The organism is Brevundimonas sp., assembly GCF_035626535.1.
GTDB lineage: Bacteria > Pseudomonadota > Alphaproteobacteria > Caulobacterales > Caulobacteraceae > Brevundimonas.
In genome coordinates, this window is the sequence record NZ_DASPNO010000017.1 from 1 (window position 1) to 17,048 (window position 17,048).

The window sequence follows — 17,048 nt, forward strand, 5'->3', positions numbered from 1 at the left end:
CCAGAGCTTCGCGCAGCAGGGCTGGACCCGCTGGGGTGACCGCATGCAGGACGATGTCGAGGACGCCGTCGCCCACGCTATCGCCGCGAAGGGGCTGGACGCGTCGAAGGTCGCGATCATGGGCGCCAGCTACGGCGCCTATGCGGCCCTCATGGGGGCGGCGAAACGGCCGGACCTGTACAAGGCCGCGATCGGCATCTGCGGCGTCTACGACCTGCCCGACGTGCTGGAGTGGGAGGATCGCACGGACGATACCCCGGGCCAGCCGATCTACGAGTTCTGGACGAAGCGCATCGGCGACCGGTCGGCGATGGGGCCTGCCCTGGAGGCGGCTTCCCCGCGCCGCCGCGCCTCCGAGATCGCCTGCCCGGTGCTGCTGGTGCATGGCGTCGACGATCCTGTTCTGCCGATGATCCAGTCGCGCCGGATGCGCGACGCCCTGCGCGGCGCCGGCAAGCCGGTCGAGCTGATCGAGGTCGGCGACGCCGGGCATGCGGACTGGGAGGACGCCAGGGAGCAGGAGCTGATGACCCGCTACGTCGCCCTGTTCCGCCAGGCCTTCGCCTAGCCGCACACCGGGCAGGCGGGGTCGGCGGCGACCCCGACGGTGCGCGCCGTTCCGGCGAGGCCGTCGTAGAGCAGCAGCCGGCCGGTGAGGGGCCGACCGGCGCCGGTGATGAGCTTGACCGTCTCCAGCGCGCACATCGAGCCGACCACCCCAGCCAGCGCCCCGACCACGCCGACGCGGGCGCAGGTCTCGGCGTCCGGCGGGGCTTCGGCGACGAGGCAGCGATAGCAGGGACGGCCCGCGAACACGCCCACCTGACCGCTCCAGCGCCCCAGAGCCCCCGAGACCAGCGGCAAGCCGGCGGCGACACAGGCGGCGTTGGTGGCGAACCGGGCTCCGAAATCGTCCGTGCCGTCGATAACGACGTCGCAGTCTTCCAGCAGCCAGGCGGCGTTGTCGGTGGTCAGCCGCTCGGGCGCCGGCTCGATCTCGACATGCGGATTGAGGGCGGCCAGCCGGGCCGCGCCCGCCTCTACCTTGGGCTCGCCGACATCCGCTTCGGAGAAGGCGATCTGGCGCTGCAGGTTGGACAGGCCGACCCGATCGTCGTCGATGAGACGCAGCGCGCCGACGCCCGCGGCCGCCAGATACAGGGCCGCCGGGGCGCCGACCCCGCCGAGGCCGACGATGCCGACCCGCGCGGCCTTCAGCCGCTGCTGGCCGGGCCCGCCGATCTCGGCCAGCACCAGATGGCGGGCGTAGCGTTCGATCTCGTCGTCGGAAAAGCTCACCCGCCCCGATTAGAGCGTTCGTGCCCCGAGGTCACGCGGCCTTGCGAATATCCAGTATGGCTTCCGCCTCATCGGCGGTGATGCGGGACAGGCAGGGGAGGCCGACCCGGCTCAGCAGGGCGGCGGGGTCGCCGCACAGCACCATCGGCTCGGTCAGGCGGCGGGCGGCGATCGGCGTGTCGACGAGAATGCGCAGGCCGGAGTGACGCGGATCCTGGAGCAGGCGGCGCAGCAGGCGGTCCACGTCCACCCGCGCGCCCTCGATGGCCTGGAGAATATGGCCCTCGTGGAACATGACGCAGCTGGTCAGGTGGTCGCGGCGGTTGTTGCCTTCCGAGACGCCGAGAATCTGCACGATCGAGGCGGTCGAGGCGCCCGTCGCGCCGACGGCTTCACTGGCGTAGATGACGCGATGAAGCACGGCGCTTCCCTTGCATGGCGAAATCGGGGTCAGAGATTGTCGATGTAACAGGTTACATTGGTGAGAATGTGACTTGGCGTAGCTGTTGGAATCTCACCGGAAACGGCTTGCCGCGCCGCATTTCGGTCGCCATCTGGGGCCGATGACCCACGCGAACGACACCTCCATTCCCGGTTGGCACGGCACCACCATCCTCGCGGTTCGCAAGGACGGACGCACGGTGATCGCCGGCGACGGCCAGGTCTCCATGGGCCCGACCATCGTCAAGGGCGCGGCGCGCAAGGTACGCACCCTCGCAGGCGGCAAGGTGCTGGCGGGCTTCGCCGGGGCCACCGCCGACGCCTTCACCCTGATCGAGCGGCTCGAGGCCAAGCTGGAGCAGTATCCCGACCAGCTGGCCCGTGCCTGCGTCGACCTCGCCAAGGACTGGCGAACCGATCGCTACCTGCGCCGGCTCGAGGCCATGCTGCTGGTCGCCGACCGGACCTCGATCTTCACCGTCACCGGCGTCGGCGACGTGCTGGAGCCGGAGCATGGGGTGGCCGCGGTCGGCTCGGGCGGCAATTTCGCGCTGGCCGCCGCCCGCGCCCTGCTCGACCATTCCGACATGGACGCCGAGACCATCGCCCGTCGCGCCATGGCCATCGCCGCCGACATCTGCGTCTACACCAACGGCAATCTGGTCGTGGAGACGCTGGACTGACCCTGACAGGGATTTAACGGGACAGGGCGTCCCGGCCGCGCTTCCATGCCGGCGGAGGATTTCCATGCGCCATCCCGCCGTCTTCGCTCTGCCCCTTGCCCTGCTGGTTTCACCGGCCCTCGCCCAGACGCCGGACGTGGCGGAAGTCGTGGCCGCCGAGCGGGCGTTCGCGGCGGACGCGCCGTCGATGGGTATCGCCCGCAGCTTCAACAAATGGTCCGTCCCCGACGCCATCCTGATCGCGGGCGGAGAGGCCCGGAGGATCGGCGAGGTCTATCCCGACGGACCGAAACCAGCCGACGAGCCGTTGCTGGAGTGGTGGCCGAATTTCGCCGGCGTCGCGCGCTCCGGCGATCTCGGCTTCACCACAGGCGGGGTGGCGCTGAACGGGCGGCGCACCGGGCACTATTTCACCATCTGGAAGCGCCAGCCCGACGGCTCGTGGAAATGGGTCTACGACGGCGGCTCGGGGGCCAGCGCCGCCGGGGTTCCGGGGCCGGACAGCGAGCCGGTCATCCTGCCGCCCGGGCCCGAGCTTCTGCGGGTCGTCCGCCAGGGCGAGCCTCCCTCCCGCGTCTCGGCCGCCGAATGGGCCATGAGAGCCGTGAAGACGCAGGAGGCGGCGCTGGCCGAGGCGGCCGCCGTCGACCAGAAGGCCGCCCACCTGGCCGTTCTCGCCGACAACGGGCGCCTCTACGTCGCGCCCCGGCCGCCGGCGATCGGGCGCGACGCGTTCGCCGACGCCCTCTCCGGCTGGCCCGCCACCTTCCGTTTCGGCCCCACCGAGGGCGGCGGCGCGTCGGTCTACGGCGACCTCGTCTGGACCTACGGCCCCGCTGGCTGGAGCGCGGACGGGGAGGCCCGGACCGGCCACTATGTGCGGCTTTGGCAAAGGCAGGATGGCGGCTGGAAGATCGTGCTGGCCCAGCTGATCCCGGCTCCCCCGCCGCCGCCCGCGTCACCGCCCCCTCCCGCCGGCGGCTGAGCCGTCCTATCTCCCTTCCATGACCGACCTCTCTCCCCGCGAAATCGTCTCCGAACTCGACCGCTTCATCGTTGGCCAGGACGACGCCAAGCGCGCCGTGGCCGTGGCCCTGAGAAACCGCTGGCGGCGCAAGCGCGTGCCCGAGGACCTGCGCGACGAGGTGACGCCGAAGAACATCCTGATGATCGGCCCCACCGGCGTCGGCAAGACCGAGATCGCCCGCCGCCTTGCCCGGCTGGCGGGCTCGCCCTTCCTGAAGGTGGAGGCGACCAAATTCACCGAGGTCGGCTATGTCGGGCGCGACGTCGACCAGATCATGCGCGACCTCGTCGAGGCGGCGCTGGTCATGGTGCGCGAGAAGCGCCGGACCGGCGTCAAGGCGAAGGCGGAAGCCGCGGCCGAGGAGCGCATCCTCGACGCCCTCGTCGGGCCCGGCTCGCAGCCCGCCACCCGCGAGAGCTTCCGCAAGAAGCTGCGGGCCGGCGAACTGGACGACAAGGAGGTCGAACTGTCGCTGGCCGACACCGCCTCGCCCATGCAGGGGCTCGACCTGCCGGGCGGCGGCGGCATCGGCATGATCAATCTGTCGGAGATGCTGGGCAAGCTGGGCGGCGGCCGCACCAGGACCGTCAAGCTGCCGGTGCGCGACGCCATCGGGCCGCTGATCACCGAAGAGAGCGACAAGCTGCTCGATCAGGACAGCCTGACCCGTGAGGCCGTGCTGCTGGCCGAGAACGAGGGCATCGTCTTTCTCGACGAGATCGACAAGGTGGCGGCGCGGCAGGATCGCGCCGGCGCCGACGTAAGCCGCGAGGGGGTGCAGCGCGACCTGCTGCCGCTGATCGAGGGCACCACGGTGTCGACCAAATACGGGCCGGTGAAGTCCGACCACGTGCTGTTCATCGCCTCGGGCGCCTTCCACGTCGCCAAGCCGTCGGACCTGCTGCCCGAGCTGCAGGGGCGGCTGCCGATCCGGGTCGAGCTCAAGGCCCTGACGCGCGACGACTTTGTGCGAATCCTGACCGAGCCCGAGGCCAACCTGATCCGTCAGAACCAGGCCCTGCTGGCCACCGAGGACGTCACCCTCACCTTCACCGACGACGCCATCGGAGCTCTCGCCGACGCGGCGGTGGCCGCTAATTCGACGGTCGAGAACATCGGCGCGCGCCGGCTTCAGACGGTGCTGGAACGGGTGCTGGAGGAAACCAGCTTCAAGGCGTCGGATCTGGCGGGCCAGACCATCGCTTTCGACGGCGATCAGGTGCGCGAAAAGGTCGCCGATCTGGCGCGGGACGCCGATCTCAGCCGCTTCATCCTCTAGGCGGGGTCAGTCTTCCGGCGCCGCCGCCATCGCCGGTGAGGCGGCGAGATGGCCGGGCAGGACCTCGATAGCCGCCATGGCCGTTCTCGCATCGTGGCGGGTCCCTTCCGCCCGGAAAGTATAGAGGCTGAGAACAGCGACCAGGGCGCCGACGAGGACGTTGATCACCCACAGGCCCGCGGCGTCGCCGTGATTGCGCCGTGCGCCGGGATCGTTGTCCACCAGCATGTCTCGCGCCTTCGCCGAACCTTGATCGTTGGTTAATAAACCCGCCGGAGGCGAAGCGCCAAGCTATGCAGCAGGGCGTCGGCTCGCGCCTGTGGACAGCTTGACCATGATCACGGCCGGCAAGGCCGGCTTGAAAACGGAACACAAACGGAACATAGAGGGGCGTGCCCGCCGCCGCCCTGCACATCGACCTGATTTTCAGCCGCCCCGCGACGACTCTTTCGGTCACCCGCGGCGCCGCGCGGCTGATGGCTGACATGGGCTATGCGCCCCTGCTCGAGGTCGGCCTGCCCAACGGGCGCCGGGCCGACGTCATGGCGCTGGGCCCGCGCGGCGAGATCGCCATCTGCGAGGTCAAGTCGGGCCTCGAGGACTTCCGGGTCGACCGGAAATGGGGCGAGTACCGGCCGTATTGCGATCTGTTCTATTTCGCCGTGGCGCCGGAGTTTCCCTCGGACATCCTGCCGGACGAGCCGGGCCTGATCGTGGCCGACGGCTTCGGCGGGGCGGTGGTGCGCGATGCGATCTCGATCCCCCTTGCGCCCGCCCGCCGCAAGGCGCTGACCATCGCCTTCGCCCGGCTGGGGGCGCTCAGGACCCTGAGGGATCAGCCGGTCGGCTGAGGCGTCTCGGGCTGGGCTCCGTCGACCACCCGGCCGCTCTCGCCTGTCGACATGATGGCGCTGACGGTTGCGGCGCAGCCCATCAGCGTTTCGTCGCCGATCCGGACCATGGCGGTGAGCGGATAGGTCCGGTTGCTCATGCCGTCGCTGCAGTCCGTGGCCGTCAGGGTCACGGACAGCGGATTGCCGGCCGAGGTGGTGGCCTCCCAGATGGCCATGGTGCCCTGCATCGTCGGCCGGCCCTGAGGAGCGCGCTGCTCGGGCCGGTCGGCGCCGGAATAGACCATCTCCGACCCGGTCAGCTCGACCGCCCAGAACGGCTCGGTGCCGAGGGCGCGCAAGGGCTGGGTCAGATCGACGCCGGCCAGCACGGGCGGGGCGGGCTGCGGCGCGGGATCGGGCTCCTTCGGCGCCTCGGCGGGCGGCGAGCAGGCCGCGAGCGCCATGGCGGCGAGGGCGGCGGTGAGCGTCAGGGGGGCATAGGCGCGCATGGAGATCTCCCGGTCGCGGTCATGGAGCGCGTGACAAGCTGCGCCGTCAAGCATGAGCGCGGCACCGGAGAAAAGGTTCAGGTTGTCAGGGCTGTCCGGCGGTCGTCGGGGCCGAGGCCATCAGCAGGCCGCCGGACGGTTGCGCCGGGGCTTTGTAGATGAAGCCGTAGGTCGGATAGACGGTGGTCCCGAGGTCGTTGATGGGGTTGTACCAGACCTTGACCGCGCTCCAGTCGCCGCCATCCGAAACGTCGACGACGGTGACGTTCTCCTCGACCTTGCCGCGGCTGCCGCCCCAGTTGGCGTGGGTGACGCGGATCACCCGGTCGGTGAGGATTTCCGAAACCACGGCGACGTGGCCGCGGCTCATGCGGCCGCTGGGCTGGAAGGTCAGCACCGCGCCGGTCTGCGGGCGATGGCCGGTCTGGAAGCGGTTCTGGGCCTGGCCCCACCAGGTGTGGGCGTCGCCGAAAATCTCGATGCCGGAGAACATCCGCGCGAAGGTGACGCACTGCCAGTACGGCTCATCGGCCTTCGCGACGGGGGCGGCGGCACCCAGTACGAAACATCCGAAGGTCGCCGCAACCGCGGCGGCTGTGAGCCGTTTCATCATGCTGGCGTGCTTCCCGACCTGCCTGTGGAATCAGCCTTAGACGATAGTTTTGGAGGGTTGAAGAACCCTTTCAGGCGAATTCGCCTGTGCGACAGCCGCGTGGGAAGCTGAGCCGTTGCGCGCCGCCAGACCTCTCAAAGCCTTGCGGGCCGGGCGTTCGACGAGGTGGTAGGTGACCGCGGCGGCGATCGGGATCAGGGCGATGACGCCCAGCCACACAATCACGTGAAGCCGCTTGTCGTCCGCCCCGGTCAGCCGCGCCGCGACGTTGACGCCGAGCAGCAGAACGGGCGCGCAGACCATGTAGATCGAGTAGGAGATCTCGCCGAGATAGACCCCGGCCTTCGAGGCGAAGACGCCGGCGCGATCGTTGTCGAGGCCGCCGAGCCCGAGGATCAGCCCGCCGGCGAACAGCACCGCCAGCGGATCCCACAGGGCCAGAGAGGCGCAGGCGATCACGCCGGCGCCGCAGGCGAGAGCGATCAGGCCGCCGTGGCGCACGGGCGCGCGGCGGTGGATCAGGTAGAGGGCGCAGCCGAGCGCGAAGCACGGCACGATCCTGAGCGCGCCCCAGCGGAACGTCGCCTCTGTCAGGGAGAAGCCGGCGGCGCGCTCGAACCCGGCGTAGAGCGCCAGCGCCGCGGCGGCGGCGATCGCCGTGGCCAGCGCCGGCCGCTCGCGCATCTTCCACGCGGCGAAGGCGAAGACGGGGAAACCCAGATAGGCGAACCACTCGGCCGAGATCGACCACGACGGATGGTTGAAGGCGGCGCTGGAGGCCAGACCCCAGGCATGGGTCAGGCTCAGGTGGGCCGGCAGGGAGCGCCAGTCGAGCAGGCTCTCGCTGACCGTCAGGCCCGCGACCGTGGCCCCGACGCCGAGGGCGATCATCCCCGCCAGGGTGACCAGATGCAGCGGAAACACCCGCGCGATCCGGGCCCACAGGAAACCGCGATAGCTGAACCCGGCTCCGCGCCCCGCCGCCTCGAGATAGACGTGGCTGAGAATGAAGCCGGACAGGACGAAGAAGACCTCAACGCCGAGATAGCCCTTCGTCACCGCCACCGGAACAAGGTCGACATCGAGATGCGGCCAGGCCGCGAACAGCACCACCCACAGCGCGGCGAGGAATCGCAGCGTGGTCAGGGCGCGCAGGTCGGGGGGCGTCTGGACGGGCGTCATGGCGCGCCAGACTAGGCGATCAGGCTCTAGGAACCGTTAAGCGCCGCATTCGGCCGGCCGGGCCTCCCCGGGGGCGTACATCTCGCAGGCGCGGTCGATTTCCCGCTGGATCATCTCGCACGGATTGGCGGCGTTGCACGGCGGGTGGGTGGCGGGACTGACGGCGATGCAGCGCTCGACCAGCCGCGCCGAGGCGGCCGGACCGGCTTCGGCGAGGCAGGACCCCGGCTGGCCCGCCGGAGACACGGCGAGGGCGGGATCAACCTCCTCCTGCGGCGGCGCGTCGGCGGGCATCTCGGGCGGCGGGGCGGCGGGTCCCGCCGCCTCCGCTTCCGGGGTTTCGGCCGGCGGCTGACAGGCCGCGACAAAGGCGGCTGCGGCCAGAATGGCGACGACGGTCCGGCGCATCCGATCACTCCCGAAGGTCCGAAGCGCCACCATAGGCATGGTTCGCGGCCGCGCGAAAGCGCGAGCGCGCGGCTTCAGCCGGCTCGCAGCGCCTTCTCGACGCGGCGGTAGGGATAGCGGTCGCGGATGTTTGGCCCGAAGAACCGTCCCTTCGAGGGAGCCGCCCTGAAGTCCTCCACCACGTCCGGCGGCACCGTCTCGTAGTCGTAGACGTCGCCGCTGGTGAAGACCACGCGCAGGCGGCGGTGCGGCTCGTCATAGCTGAAGCGGCGGATGACGGCGGAAGGCATGCCATCAGAACGCGGAGCCGGTCAGTCCGGTTCGCGCTCGCCGATCTCGACCGGGCGCACCGCCAGCAGCCAGCCGTCCGCGATGTGCAGCTCAGGGACCGCCTCGCGGGTGAACGGCAGATACCAGGTCGGCCCACCCGTCGCCGGGGCAATCTCCAGCATGTCGTCGGCGCCGAAATTCTGCACCGACTTCACGGACCCGAGAACCGCGCCGGACGAGCCGCGGGCCTGCAGCCCGACCAGATCGGTCAGGTAGAATTCGTCCTCGTCCGGCTCGGGCAGCCGCTCGCGCGGGATGTGCAGCTTGAGGCCGCGCAGGGCGTCGGCCTGTTCCTTGGTGGCGATCTCCTTCGCCCGTCCGACGACGCCGTTCTTGTCCGGCCGCGCCGAGGTCAGGGTCAGGCCGACCGAGCCGTCGGCGCGTAGCAGCGGTCCGTACGACAGCAGCGCCATGGGCTCGGCGGTGTAAGCCGTCACCCGCACCTCGCCCTTGACCCCGAACCCGCCGGCGACCTGGGCGACGAGGATCAGTTTGCTGTGGTCGGTCATGCGTCCTTCTCCCCTCGGGGGTGGAGGAACGATCGGCGGAGCCGATCCGCCGACGGGTGGCTCGCGGAGCGAGACGGATGAGGGGGCTGTCCGACGCCACTCGTTCTCATCCGTCCTGCTCCACGTCCGATATCCGCCTCATCCGACCGGCTCCGCCGGCCACCGTCTCCCCCGGAGGGGAGAAGGATCACCGGATCAGGCCTCGGTCTTCTCTTCCTCGGTCGCCTCGGCGGCAGGGGCTTCCTCGGCGGCGGCTTCGGCCGGGGCTTCCCCGGTCGCATCGGCAACCGGAGCTTCTTCAGCAGCGGCTTCGGCGGCCGGAGCCTCCTCGGCGGCGGCTTCCGGCTCCGGAGCCGGGGCGTTCCTGGCGGCCTCGGCGGCGGCCTTGGCCTCTTCCTTGGCGCGGGCGGCGGCTTCGGCGGCCTCGGCCTTGGCGGCGGCTTCGGCCTCGGCGCGGTCGGCTTCGCGCTGGGCGCGCTCGGCGGCGCGTTCCTGGGCCTTCTTGCCCGGCTGAGCCTTGTTCGGGTTGTTCGACTGCGTCCACTTGACCTTGTCGGCCAGAGCCTCGTCCTGGCTCAGGAAGCGGGCCACGCGGTCGGTCGGCTGGGCGCCCTTGCCGAGCCATTCGGCGATGCGGTCGGCCTTCAGCACGACGCGCTTCTGCTCGCCGTCACGCGGCAGCATCGGGTTGTAGGTGCCGACGCGCTCGATGAATTTGCCGTCGCGAGGCGAGTGGGAGTCGGCGACGACGATGTAGTAGTAGGGGCGCTTCTTGGCGCCGCCACGGGCCAGACGAATCTTCAGCATTTTCAGTCTCTTTCTTTAAGCGGAATCATTTCTTGGGAGGAAAGCCCGGCAGGCCCGGAAGACCTCCCGGTAGTTGTCCGCCGCCCAGTCCGGCGAGCCGGTCCTGGATGGCTTTCATTTCGTCGGCCGTGGGCTCGGGCATCTTGCCGCCGCCCAGCGCCTTGAGGCGGGCCATGTCGCCGGCCCCGCCTCCCATGCCGGGCATGCCCATCATGGCGGCCATCTGTTTCAGGCCCTTGCCGCCGCCCTTCGACATCGACTTGACCATGTCGGCCATCTGCCGGTGCTGCTTGAGCAGGCGGTTGATCTCCTGGACCTCGACCCCGGCGCCGGCGGCGATGCGCTTCTTGCGGCTGGCGTTGAGGACGTCCGGCTTCTTGCGCTCGGCCTTGGTCATCGAGCTGATGATGGCTTCCTGACGGGCGATCATCCGGTCGTCGACATTGGCGCTGGCCATCTGGGCCTTCATCTTCGCCACGCCCGGAAGCATGCCCATGATGCCCTGAAGCCCGCCCATCCGCTTCATCTGCTGCAGCTGGGCCGCCAGATCGTTGAGGTCGAACTGGCCCTTGGCCAGCTTGCGGGCCATGGCCTCGGCCTTGGACTGGTCGAGCTCCTGCGACGCCTTCTCGACGAGGGCGACGATGTCCCCCTGGCCGAGGATCCGGCCGGCGACGCGGCGGGCGTCGAACACCTCCAGCGCATCGACCTTCTCGCCCGAGCCGAGATATTTGATCGGCAGGCCGGTGACGGCCCGCATCGACAGCATGGCCCCGCCGCGTCCGTCGCCGTCGGCGCGGGTCAGCACCAGTCCGGTCAGCGGCAGGCGTTCGTGGAAGGCCCGGGCGGTGCGCACCGCGTCCTGACCGGTCAGGCTGTCGGCGACCAGCAGGGTCTCGACCGGCTTCGACACGGCGGCGACTTCCGCCACCTCGGCCATCAGCGCCTCGTCGAGGGTGATGCGGCCGGCGGTGTCGAGGATCAGGACGTCGAAGCCCTGCAGTTTCGCGGACTGCAGCGCCCGCCGGGTGATCTGCACCGGGCTCTCGCCGGCCACGATCGGCAGGGTGGCGACCTCGATCTGTTTGCCGAGGGTCTGCAACTGCTCCATGGCGGCCGGACGGCGGGTGTCCAGCGAGGCCATCATGACCTTCTTGCGGTCGAACTTCGTCAGCCGCAGCGCCAGCTTGGCCGAGGTCGTCGTCTTGCCCGAGCCCTGCAGGCCGGCCATCAGGATGACGGCGGGCGGCGTGGCGTTCAGATTGACCGGGACCGGCTCCTCGCCGCCCAGCATTTCGACGAGTCCGTCGTAGACGATCTTGATGACCTGATCGGCCGGCTTGACCGAGCGGATGACCTCCTCGCCGGTGGCGCGCTCGGTGGCGAAGGCGATGAAGTCCTTGACGACCGGCAGGGCGACGTCGGCCTCGAGCAGCGCCACGCGGACCTCGCGCATCGCCTCGGCCACATCCTTCTCGGACAGGGCGCCGCGACCGGTGATCCGGTCGAAGACGCCTGTCAGCCGCTCGTTCAGAGCCTCGAACATTCACAACCTCATGCCCACTTTCGCTTCAGGTCAGGATGACCTGAATCCAGAAAATGGGCCGCTCAACGCCGACGGGTGAAACGGCTCCATACGACAACGGCCCCTGGCGACGATCACGTCGGCAGAGGGTTCTCGCCGGGCTCGTCCTGTCGAAACAGGGGTCGTCCCGGTGGAGACGCAGGGTTCACTTGCGCCGGAAGCGGCGGCTTATGGCGGAAAAGCCGGGCGAAGACAAGGCAAGGCGCGGGCGAGGGCGCTGCCGCCGCTACATGCCCTTCGAAGGGTCGTCCGATGGCGTGTTCGGGTCGGCCTGGCGGCTGGCCTTGCCGCTGCGCATCTTCGCCCAGACGAGGGCGATGAAGAGAAGGAGGGGGCCGCCGACGATGACGATCCCCCAGGGAAAAGCTTCCATGGCGATGTCTCCTTTCCCCGGAGCAACCGCCCGCCGCCGAATTGGCTCCCGTTTGGCGTGATCGGCGTTCAGCTTTCCGCGAATTCATCCAGCGTCGCCATTTCGCCGCGAATTCCACATCAGGCTGCAACAGCCTGGCCATACCTCCTGCACCGTCGCCGCCAAGGAGCGACGCAGATCTCCGCAGGAGACCGCCATGAAAACCCTCGCTTCTCTCGCCGCCGTCCTGATCGTCGCCCCCGTCATCGCCTTTGGCGGGTCGGCCTCCGCCGCGGAGGTCCGCATTCCATGGGGCGATCTGGACCTGTCGACCCCGGCCGGGGCCGACGCCTTCGACGCCCGGGTCCGCGCCGCCGCCCGCAAGATGTGCCGCAACGTACCGATGATCGGCGGGCGCGCCGCCTGCCAGGCCGCGGTCCGCGACGAGGCCGTCAGCCTGCTGCCCGGCGCCGCCCAAGTCGACTATGCCCTCAGTCGCGTGCCTCTCGTGGCCTGATCCGGGTCCGAAAACCGCGTAGCGGGCCGACGTTCAGGACAGATACACAAAGTATACCTGCCCGTCGTTGCTGGGCCTAAGGCGGCAGTACACTAATCATACCGGGTTCTGGTCTGGAAAGCTCGGGATAGGCCATTCATCTGGCTCGACGTCGCCGCTCATGGCGACGTGGAGACCTTTCGATGACCAGAACCCTCCCCTTCCTGGCCGCCTCCCTGCTTTATGCCGCGCCTGCCGTGGCGCAGGAAACCCAGCGCATACCGTTCGGCGACCTCGACCTGTCGTCGCCGCCCGGCGCGACCGCGTTCGACCGGCGCGTCCGCGATGCCGGCCGCCAGGCCTGTCGCGAAGCGAATGGGCCGACCCTCGTCGATCTCGGCTGCCTGCGGCGTTTCCGGCGCGATGCGCTGCAAGCGCTTCCGGGAAGCCGACGCCACGACTACGCCCGGTCCCGGTCCGCCGCCATTCTGGCCGTTCGCGCGGGCCGGTCGCCGGCGTGACATGAAGGGCCCGACGGATCTCTCCGCCGGGCCCTTTCTCTGTCTCATCGCGTTGAAGTCGCGAGCCGCCGCGTGGTGCGCGTTAGCGCGTTTCCACTAGGAAGTCGGGAAACCCCGAACCTTCAGCAGGGCCGTCACGTCCGGGTCGCGGCCGCGGAAGCGGCGGTAGGCCTCGCCGCGATCCGACGAATTGCCCTCGGACAGGATGATGGCCTTGTAGCGGGCTGCGATGTCTGGATTGAAGACGTCCCCGGACTCCTCGAAATAGGCCCAGGTGTCGGCGTCCATGACCTCGGACCAGAGGTAGCTGTAATACCCCGCCGAATAGGCGTCCGACGTGAACAGGTGATTGAACTGCGGCAGGCGGTGCCGCATCACGATCTCCTTCGGCATGCCGATCCGCGCCAGGCTCTCGCGCTCGAAGGCGTCAATGTCGGTCGGCGGCGTCGCCCGCGTGTGCAGGTCCATGTCGACCAGGGCCGACGACAGATAGCTGACCGTCTCATAGCCCTGGTTGAAGGTGTTGGCGGCCTCGATCTTGTCGACCAGCGACTGCGGCATCGGCTGGCCGGTCTCGACGTGTTTCATGTAGCCGTCGAGGATCGGCCGGCTCAGCACCCAGTGCTCGTGCACCTGCGAGGGATATTCGACGTAGTCGCGCGGCGTGCCGCCCAGCGCCGGATAGGTGATCCGGTACGACAGGTAGTGCAGGGCGTGGCCGAACTCGTGGAACAGTGTCGCGGCGTCGTCCAGCGATATCAGGATCGGCTCGTCGCCCTCGGCCTTGATGAAGTTGTTGTTGTTCGACGCCAGCACGTTCTTGACGCCGTCGTAGGTCGAGTACGACCGGTAGGTGGTCATCCACGCCCCCGACCGCTTGCCGGGCCGGGCGAAGTCGTCGGAATAGAACAGGCCGACGTGACGGCCGGTCGCCTTGTCGGTGACCTCGAACACCTCGACGTCCGGATGGAAGACCGGGACCGCGCCCTTCGGCAGCGGCGTGAACTGATAGCCGTACAGCCGCTCGGCCATGTAGAAGGCGCCGCGCTTGACGTTGTTCAGCTCGAAGTAGGGCTTCAATTCGTTCTGATCGAGGTCGTACTTCTGCTTCCGGACCTTCTCGGCGTAGTAGAGATAGTCCCACGGCTCGATGTCGTGACCGGCGATGGCGCGCATGTCGGCCACCTCCTCGGTGACACGGGCCCTGGCCGGCGCCCACACCCGCATCATCAGGTCCATGGCCGCGGCCGGGGTCCTGGCCATGGTGTCCTGCATCCGCCATTCGGCGTGGTTGCCGAAGCCCAGCAGGCGGGCGCGCTCGGCCCGCAGCTTCACGATCTCGGCGATGATGGCGTTGGTGTCGTTGGCGTCGCCGTTGTCGCCCCGGTTGACGAATTTGCGCCAGACCCGCTCGCGCAGCCCGCGGTCGTCGGCGAACGACAGGAAGGGGTCGACGCTGGAGCGGGTGTTGACGATGGCGTAGCCCGAGACGTTGCGGTTGCGCGCCGCGGCGGCGGCGGCGGCCTTGTTCGACGCCGGCAGGCCCGCCACCCCGGCCTCGTTCGGGATATGGGTGAAGGTGTTCTCGTCGGCGACGACCTTCTGGCTGAAGCTGGTGAAGGCGTTCGACAGGGCGGTGTTGATCCGGCCCAGCTCGGCCTTGCCGGCGGCGTCCAGGGCCGCGCCGTTGCGCACGAAGGCGTCGCGGGTGCGCACCGCGACCCGGGTCTGCTCGGGCGTCAGCCCGGCTTGGGCGGCGTTGTCCGCGACGGTCTTGATGCGGGCGAACAGCCGCTCGTTGAAGGTGATCTCGTCGCCGGCGGCGGACAGCAGCGGCGACAGCTCGGTGTCGACGGCGTTGTAGTCGTCCGAGCCGATGTTCTGGGTCATCACCCCGAAGATGCTGCTCGCCCGGTCCAGCGGCTCGCCGGCCATCTGGTATGGGACCATGGTGTTGGCGAAGGTCGGCGGCTCGGGATTGTTGGCGATGGCCTCGATCTCGGCGCGCTGCAGCTCGATGCCTTCCAGCATCGCCTCGCGCAGCTTGGCGGCGGTGACCCGGTCCCACGGCGGAACGCCCTCGTAGGGGCCGGTCCACGGCTGCAGCAGCTCGGCGCGCGGCGTCTGCGCCGGCAGAACCGCTCGGCCGATCCGGGCGTCTTCCGCCAGGCTGGCGGGCGAGGCGCCGCCCATGCCCATGCCGTTGGAAGCGCAGGCCGACAGGGCGAACAGGCTGCCCCCGGCGATGAGAAGTTGGCGTCGATGCATGGACAGGACTCCGTCGGTTTCAGATCGTGGCGGCAACCTAGGCCCTCTCGCCGCTGACTGTCACATGAACGGCCCGTAATCTTGGACATGGACGACAAAGGGCCGCGCCGCTAACACCCCGCCCATGGCGATTGGCGTATTCGACTCCGGCGTGGGCGGGCTGACGGTCCACCGCGAACTGACGCGGCGGTTCCCCGACCGGGACTTCGTCTATCTGGCCGATCAGGCCAACGCCCCGTACGGCGGGCGCGGTGGCGAGGAGATCGTCGACCTGACCCGGACCGGATGCGAGCGGCTGTTCGAGGCCGGCGCCAACATCATCGTGCTGGCCTGCAACACGGCCAGCGCCATCGCCCTGCGCCGCCTGCAGCAGACCTGGGTGCCCGAGGCGCGGGCGAGGCACGGCCGGCCGATCAATGTGCTCGGCATCATCGTTCCGACCATCGAGGCGGCGACCGGCCTGCCGTGGACCTATGAGGCCGAGCGGCTTGGCGACAAGATCGAGGCGCTGGAGATCACCGGCGTGTTCTGCACCGCCGCCACGGCGATGAGCCGCGTCTACGAGATCGAGATAGACAAGCGCCGCGAGGATCTGGCGGTCTTCTCCGAGCCGTGCCCCGGTCTGGCCGGCCTGATCGAACTGGGCGCCCCGGCGGGCGAGCTGCGGGTCGTCGTCCAGGACCACGTCGACGCCCTGCGTCGCCGCATCGGCCGCCACCCCGACAAGGCCATCCTCGGCTGCACCCACTACGAGATCGTCGCCGACCTGTTCGCCGCCGCCCTGCCCGAGGGAACGCCGCTGATCCACCAGCCCACCGCCGTGGCCGACGCGCTGGACCGCTATTTCGCCCGCCATCCCGAATATGCGCTGGGCGGTTCCGGCCGCCGCGACTTCCTGACCAGCGGCCAGCCCGGCCCGCAGTCGGAGCTGGTCGCCCAGTTCTGGGGCGCCCCCCTGACCTTCACGGCGGCTTGACGGCGGGCGCGCTTCCGGGGCCGATGGCGGCGGGAGGACCTCACATGAAACGTCTGCTGCTCGCCATCCTGCTGTGCGCCGTCGCCGGCCCCGCCCCGGCGGAGATCGTCGCCCGCTCTGACCACGGTTTCAGCCTGTCCTACGAGCGGCGCGTCGCGGCGACGCCCGAGGCCGTCCTCGAGGCCCTCGCCACGCCCGGCGCCTGGTGGAGCGACGCCCATACGTATTCCGGCAGCGCCTCCAACATTTCGGTCGACCTGCGGCCCGGCGGCTGCTGGTGCGAGGCCCTGCCAGGCGGCGGGGTCAAGCACGCCGAGGCGGTGCTGGTCTGGCCGGAGCGGCGGATGGTCCGCTTCGACGCGCCCTTCGGCCCGCTGCAGGATCTGGGGGCCGACGCCATTCTGACCATGACCTGGGCCGACGCCGCCGATGGCGTTGGCCTGACGCTGAAATGGACCTTCACGGTCAACGGCCCCGGGACCGCCGCCATGGCCGGCCCGGTCGACGGGGTCATGGCCGAGCAGTTCGGCCGTCTGGCCGCCCATCTGGGCAGCGCCGCCGAATGATCGCGCCGCCCGACGCCGCCGATGCCCTGCGCGCCTTCGGCCTGACCTATCCCGAAGCGCACCTGAAGAGCCCGTGGCCAGGCCACGCCGACCTCGCGGTGCGCGACAGGACTTTCGCCTATCTCAGCGTCGCCGGCGACCCGTTCAGCCTCTCCTGCAAGCTGCCCTTCACCGGCGCCGAGGCGCGCGAGACGCCCTTCGTGCAACCGACCGGCTACGGCCTCGGCAAGAGCGGCTGGGTCACGGCCTCCTGGCCCGAAGGCGTCGCCGATCCGATGGCGATGTTCCGCTCGTGGATCGACGAGAGCTACCGCGCCCAGGCCCCCAGGAAGCTGGTCGCCCTGGCCCCGCCGGCGCCCTGATC

At 69.8% G+C, this 17,048-nt stretch carries 23 protein-coding genes; 10 read left to right on the forward strand and 13 right to left on the reverse strand.

Annotated elements, in window-relative coordinates; genetic code table 11:
• Positions 1–568, forward strand: a 568-nt coding sequence (locus tag VEC04_RS02200) for an alpha/beta hydrolase family protein (RefSeq protein ID WP_324773410.1), incomplete at its 5' end; no start/stop codon positions are given.
• Here the strand turns inward: VEC04_RS02200 and VEC04_RS02205 are convergent.
• Entirely contained in the window at positions 565–1,299 is a 735-nt protein-coding gene (locus VEC04_RS02205; protein WP_324773412.1) for a molybdopterin-synthase adenylyltransferase MoeB, read from the reverse strand. The two genes, VEC04_RS02200 and VEC04_RS02205, sit on opposite strands and share 4 nt — an antisense overlap.
• Before the next feature lie 31 nt (positions 1,300–1,330).
• Entirely contained in the window at positions 1,331–1,720 is a 390-nt protein-coding gene (locus VEC04_RS02210) for a BLUF domain-containing protein (RefSeq protein ID WP_324773414.1), read from the reverse strand.
• A 142-nt stretch (positions 1,721–1,862) separates the two neighbouring features.
• Here VEC04_RS02210 and hslV point away from each other — a divergent pair, with 142 nt between their 5' ends.
• The 3 genes from hslV to hslU all read left to right on the forward strand — a co-directional run bounded on the left by hslV (position 1,863) and on the right by hslU (position 4,729).
• Positions 1,863–2,423 carry an ATP-dependent protease subunit HslV gene (gene hslV / locus VEC04_RS02215; protein ID WP_324773417.1) on the forward strand — a complete coding sequence of 187 codons (561 nt, stop codon included), beginning with the start codon at positions 1,863–1,865 and terminating at the stop codon, positions 2,421–2,423.
• Positions 2,424–2,487: 64 nt separating this feature from the next.
• On the forward strand, positions 2,488–3,408 hold the full coding sequence (locus VEC04_RS02220; protein WP_324773419.1) for a nuclear transport factor 2 family protein: 921 nt from the start codon (positions 2,488–2,490) through the stop codon (positions 3,406–3,408).
• Between the two features lie 19 nt (positions 3,409–3,427).
• Entirely contained in the window at positions 3,428–4,729 is a 1,302-nt protein-coding gene (gene hslU, locus VEC04_RS02225; protein WP_324773421.1) for an ATP-dependent protease ATPase subunit HslU, read from the forward strand.
• A gap of 6 nt (positions 4,730–4,735) precedes the next feature.
• On the opposite strand, the gene VEC04_RS02230 is transcribed toward hslU, so the two are convergent.
• Positions 4,736–4,957 (reverse strand): hypothetical protein, encoded by a 222-nt coding sequence (locus VEC04_RS02230; protein ID WP_324773423.1) that lies wholly within the window; start codon positions 4,955–4,957, stop codon positions 4,736–4,738.
• Positions 4,958–5,136: 179 nt separating this feature from the next.
• On the opposite strand from VEC04_RS02230, the gene mmcB reads away from it, so the two are divergent.
• The gene (gene mmcB / locus VEC04_RS02235) at positions 5,137–5,580 is read left to right on the forward strand and encodes a DNA repair putative endonuclease MmcB (RefSeq protein WP_414642635.1); all 444 of its coding nucleotides are present in this window, start codon (positions 5,137–5,139) and stop codon (positions 5,578–5,580) included.
• Here mmcB and VEC04_RS02240 read toward each other — a convergent pair.
• The 9 genes from VEC04_RS02240 to VEC04_RS02280 all read right to left on the reverse strand — a co-directional run bounded on the left by VEC04_RS02240 (position 5,565) and on the right by VEC04_RS02280 (position 11,878).
• A complete protein-coding gene (locus VEC04_RS02240; RefSeq protein WP_324773427.1) occupies positions 5,565–6,071 on the reverse strand; it encodes a hypothetical protein in 507 nt (168 codons plus the stop codon). The two genes, mmcB and VEC04_RS02240, sit on opposite strands and share 16 nt — an antisense overlap.
• Before the next feature lie 85 nt (positions 6,072–6,156).
• Positions 6,157–6,681 carry a CHAP domain-containing protein gene (locus VEC04_RS02245; protein WP_324773429.1) on the reverse strand — a complete coding sequence of 175 codons (525 nt, stop codon included), beginning with the start codon at positions 6,679–6,681 and terminating at the stop codon, positions 6,157–6,159.
• 39 nt (positions 6,682–6,720) lie between these two features.
• A complete protein-coding gene (locus VEC04_RS02250) occupies positions 6,721–7,866 on the reverse strand; it encodes an acyltransferase (RefSeq protein ID WP_324773431.1) in 1,146 nt (381 codons plus the stop codon).
• Positions 7,867–7,902: 36 nt separating this feature from the next.
• Positions 7,903–8,274, reverse strand: a complete 372-nt coding sequence (locus VEC04_RS02255; protein WP_324773433.1) for a hypothetical protein — start codon at positions 8,272–8,274, stop codon at positions 7,903–7,905.
• Positions 8,275–8,348: 74 nt separating this feature from the next.
• Positions 8,349–8,564 (reverse strand): KTSC domain-containing protein, encoded by a 216-nt coding sequence (locus tag VEC04_RS02260; RefSeq protein WP_324773435.1) that lies wholly within the window; start codon positions 8,562–8,564, stop codon positions 8,349–8,351.
• A 21-nt stretch (positions 8,565–8,585) separates the two neighbouring features.
• Complete coding sequence (rimM, locus tag VEC04_RS02265; RefSeq protein ID WP_324773437.1) at positions 8,586–9,113, reverse strand: ribosome maturation factor RimM; 528 nt, start codon at positions 9,111–9,113, stop codon at positions 8,586–8,588.
• 195 nt (positions 9,114–9,308) lie between these two features.
• Positions 9,309–9,920: a 30S ribosomal protein S16 gene (rpsP, locus tag VEC04_RS02270; RefSeq protein WP_324773439.1), complete on the reverse strand. Its 612-nt coding sequence runs from the start codon at positions 9,918–9,920 to the stop codon at positions 9,309–9,311.
• Positions 9,921–9,945: 25 nt separating this feature from the next.
• Positions 9,946–11,466, reverse strand: coding sequence for a signal recognition particle protein (gene ffh / locus VEC04_RS02275; RefSeq protein ID WP_324773441.1), 1,521 nt, complete (start codon positions 11,464–11,466; stop codon positions 9,946–9,948).
• Between the two features lie 265 nt (positions 11,467–11,731).
• Positions 11,732–11,878 (reverse strand): hypothetical protein, encoded by a 147-nt coding sequence (locus tag VEC04_RS02280; RefSeq protein ID WP_324773443.1) that lies wholly within the window; start codon positions 11,876–11,878, stop codon positions 11,732–11,734.
• 196 nt (positions 11,879–12,074) lie between these two features.
• On the opposite strand from VEC04_RS02280, the gene VEC04_RS02285 reads away from it, so the two are divergent.
• Both VEC04_RS02285 and VEC04_RS02290 read left to right on the forward strand, forming a co-directional pair.
• Positions 12,075–12,374, forward strand: coding sequence for a UrcA family protein (locus VEC04_RS02285; RefSeq protein WP_324773446.1), 300 nt, complete (start codon positions 12,075–12,077; stop codon positions 12,372–12,374).
• 182 nt (positions 12,375–12,556) lie between these two features.
• On the forward strand, positions 12,557–12,874 hold the full coding sequence (locus tag VEC04_RS02290; RefSeq protein ID WP_324773448.1) for a UrcA family protein: 318 nt from the start codon (positions 12,557–12,559) through the stop codon (positions 12,872–12,874).
• Between the two features lie 96 nt (positions 12,875–12,970).
• On the opposite strand, the gene VEC04_RS02295 is transcribed toward VEC04_RS02290, so the two are convergent.
• Positions 12,971–15,142 carry a M3 family metallopeptidase gene (locus VEC04_RS02295; protein WP_324773450.1) on the reverse strand — a complete coding sequence of 724 codons (2,172 nt, stop codon included), beginning with the start codon at positions 15,140–15,142 and terminating at the stop codon, positions 12,971–12,973.
• A 124-nt stretch (positions 15,143–15,266) separates the two neighbouring features.
• Between VEC04_RS02295 and VEC04_RS02300 the strand changes: the two genes are divergently transcribed.
• From VEC04_RS02300 to VEC04_RS02310, 3 genes are read left to right on the forward strand one after another with little or no spacing between them, the layout of a single operon-like run.
• Positions 15,267–16,118: a glutamate racemase gene (locus VEC04_RS02300; RefSeq protein ID WP_324773452.1), complete on the forward strand. Its 852-nt coding sequence runs from the start codon at positions 15,267–15,269 to the stop codon at positions 16,116–16,118.
• A gap of 44 nt (positions 16,119–16,162) precedes the next feature.
• Positions 16,163–16,684, forward strand: a complete 522-nt coding sequence (locus tag VEC04_RS02305; RefSeq protein ID WP_324773454.1) for an SRPBCC family protein — start codon at positions 16,163–16,165, stop codon at positions 16,682–16,684.
• The gene (locus tag VEC04_RS02310) at positions 16,681–17,046 is read left to right on the forward strand and encodes an MmcQ/YjbR family DNA-binding protein (RefSeq protein WP_324773456.1); all 366 of its coding nucleotides are present in this window, start codon (positions 16,681–16,683) and stop codon (positions 17,044–17,046) included. Before VEC04_RS02305 ends, VEC04_RS02310 begins: the two co-directional genes overlap by 4 nt.
• The last annotated feature ends 2 nt before the right edge of the window (positions 17,047–17,048 follow it).

Bases quoted from the DNA above. Each gene is read 5' to 3' on its own strand.
- hslV (WP_324773417.1), top strand. From the start codon at position 1,863: ATGACCCACGCGAACGACACCTCCATTCCCGGTTGGCACGGCACCACC.
- VEC04_RS02220 (WP_324773419.1), top strand. From the start codon at position 2,488: ATGCGCCATCCCGCCGTCTTCGCTCTGCCCCTTGCCCTGCTGGTTTCA.
- hslU (WP_324773421.1), top strand. From the start codon at position 3,428: ATGACCGACCTCTCTCCCCGCGAAATCGTCTCCGAACTCGACCGCTTC.
- VEC04_RS02230 (WP_324773423.1), bottom strand. From the start codon at position 4,957: ATGCTGGTGGACAACGATCCCGGCGCACGGCGCAATCACGGCGACGCC.
- VEC04_RS02240 (WP_324773427.1), bottom strand. From the start codon at position 6,071: ATGCGCGCCTATGCCCCCCTGACGCTCACCGCCGCCCTCGCCGCCATG.
- VEC04_RS02245 (WP_324773429.1), bottom strand. From the start codon at position 6,681: ATGAAACGGCTCACAGCCGCCGCGGTTGCGGCGACCTTCGGATGTTTC.
- VEC04_RS02250 (WP_324773431.1), bottom strand. From the start codon at position 7,866: ATGACGCCCGTCCAGACGCCCCCCGACCTGCGCGCCCTGACCACGCTG.
- VEC04_RS02255 (WP_324773433.1), bottom strand. From the start codon at position 8,274: ATGCGCCGGACCGTCGTCGCCATTCTGGCCGCAGCCGCCTTTGTCGCG.
- VEC04_RS02260 (WP_324773435.1), bottom strand. From the start codon at position 8,564: ATGCCTTCCGCCGTCATCCGCCGCTTCAGCTATGACGAGCCGCACCGC.
- rimM (WP_324773437.1), bottom strand. From the start codon at position 9,113: ATGACCGACCACAGCAAACTGATCCTCGTCGCCCAGGTCGCCGGCGGG.
- rpsP (WP_324773439.1), bottom strand. From the start codon at position 9,920: ATGCTGAAGATTCGTCTGGCCCGTGGCGGCGCCAAGAAGCGCCCCTAC.
- ffh (WP_324773441.1), bottom strand. From the start codon at position 11,466: ATGTTCGAGGCTCTGAACGAGCGGCTGACAGGCGTCTTCGACCGGATC.
- VEC04_RS02280 (WP_324773443.1), bottom strand. From the start codon at position 11,878: ATGGAAGCTTTTCCCTGGGGGATCGTCATCGTCGGCGGCCCCCTCCTT.
- VEC04_RS02285 (WP_324773446.1), top strand. From the start codon at position 12,075: ATGAAAACCCTCGCTTCTCTCGCCGCCGTCCTGATCGTCGCCCCCGTC.
- VEC04_RS02290 (WP_324773448.1), top strand. From the start codon at position 12,557: ATGACCAGAACCCTCCCCTTCCTGGCCGCCTCCCTGCTTTATGCCGCG.
- VEC04_RS02295 (WP_324773450.1), bottom strand. From the start codon at position 15,142: ATGCATCGACGCCAACTTCTCATCGCCGGGGGCAGCCTGTTCGCCCTG.
- VEC04_RS02300 (WP_324773452.1), top strand. From the start codon at position 15,267: ATGGCGATTGGCGTATTCGACTCCGGCGTGGGCGGGCTGACGGTCCAC.
- VEC04_RS02305 (WP_324773454.1), top strand. From the start codon at position 16,163: ATGAAACGTCTGCTGCTCGCCATCCTGCTGTGCGCCGTCGCCGGCCCC.
- VEC04_RS02310 (WP_324773456.1), top strand. From the start codon at position 16,681: ATGATCGCGCCGCCCGACGCCGCCGATGCCCTGCGCGCCTTCGGCCTG.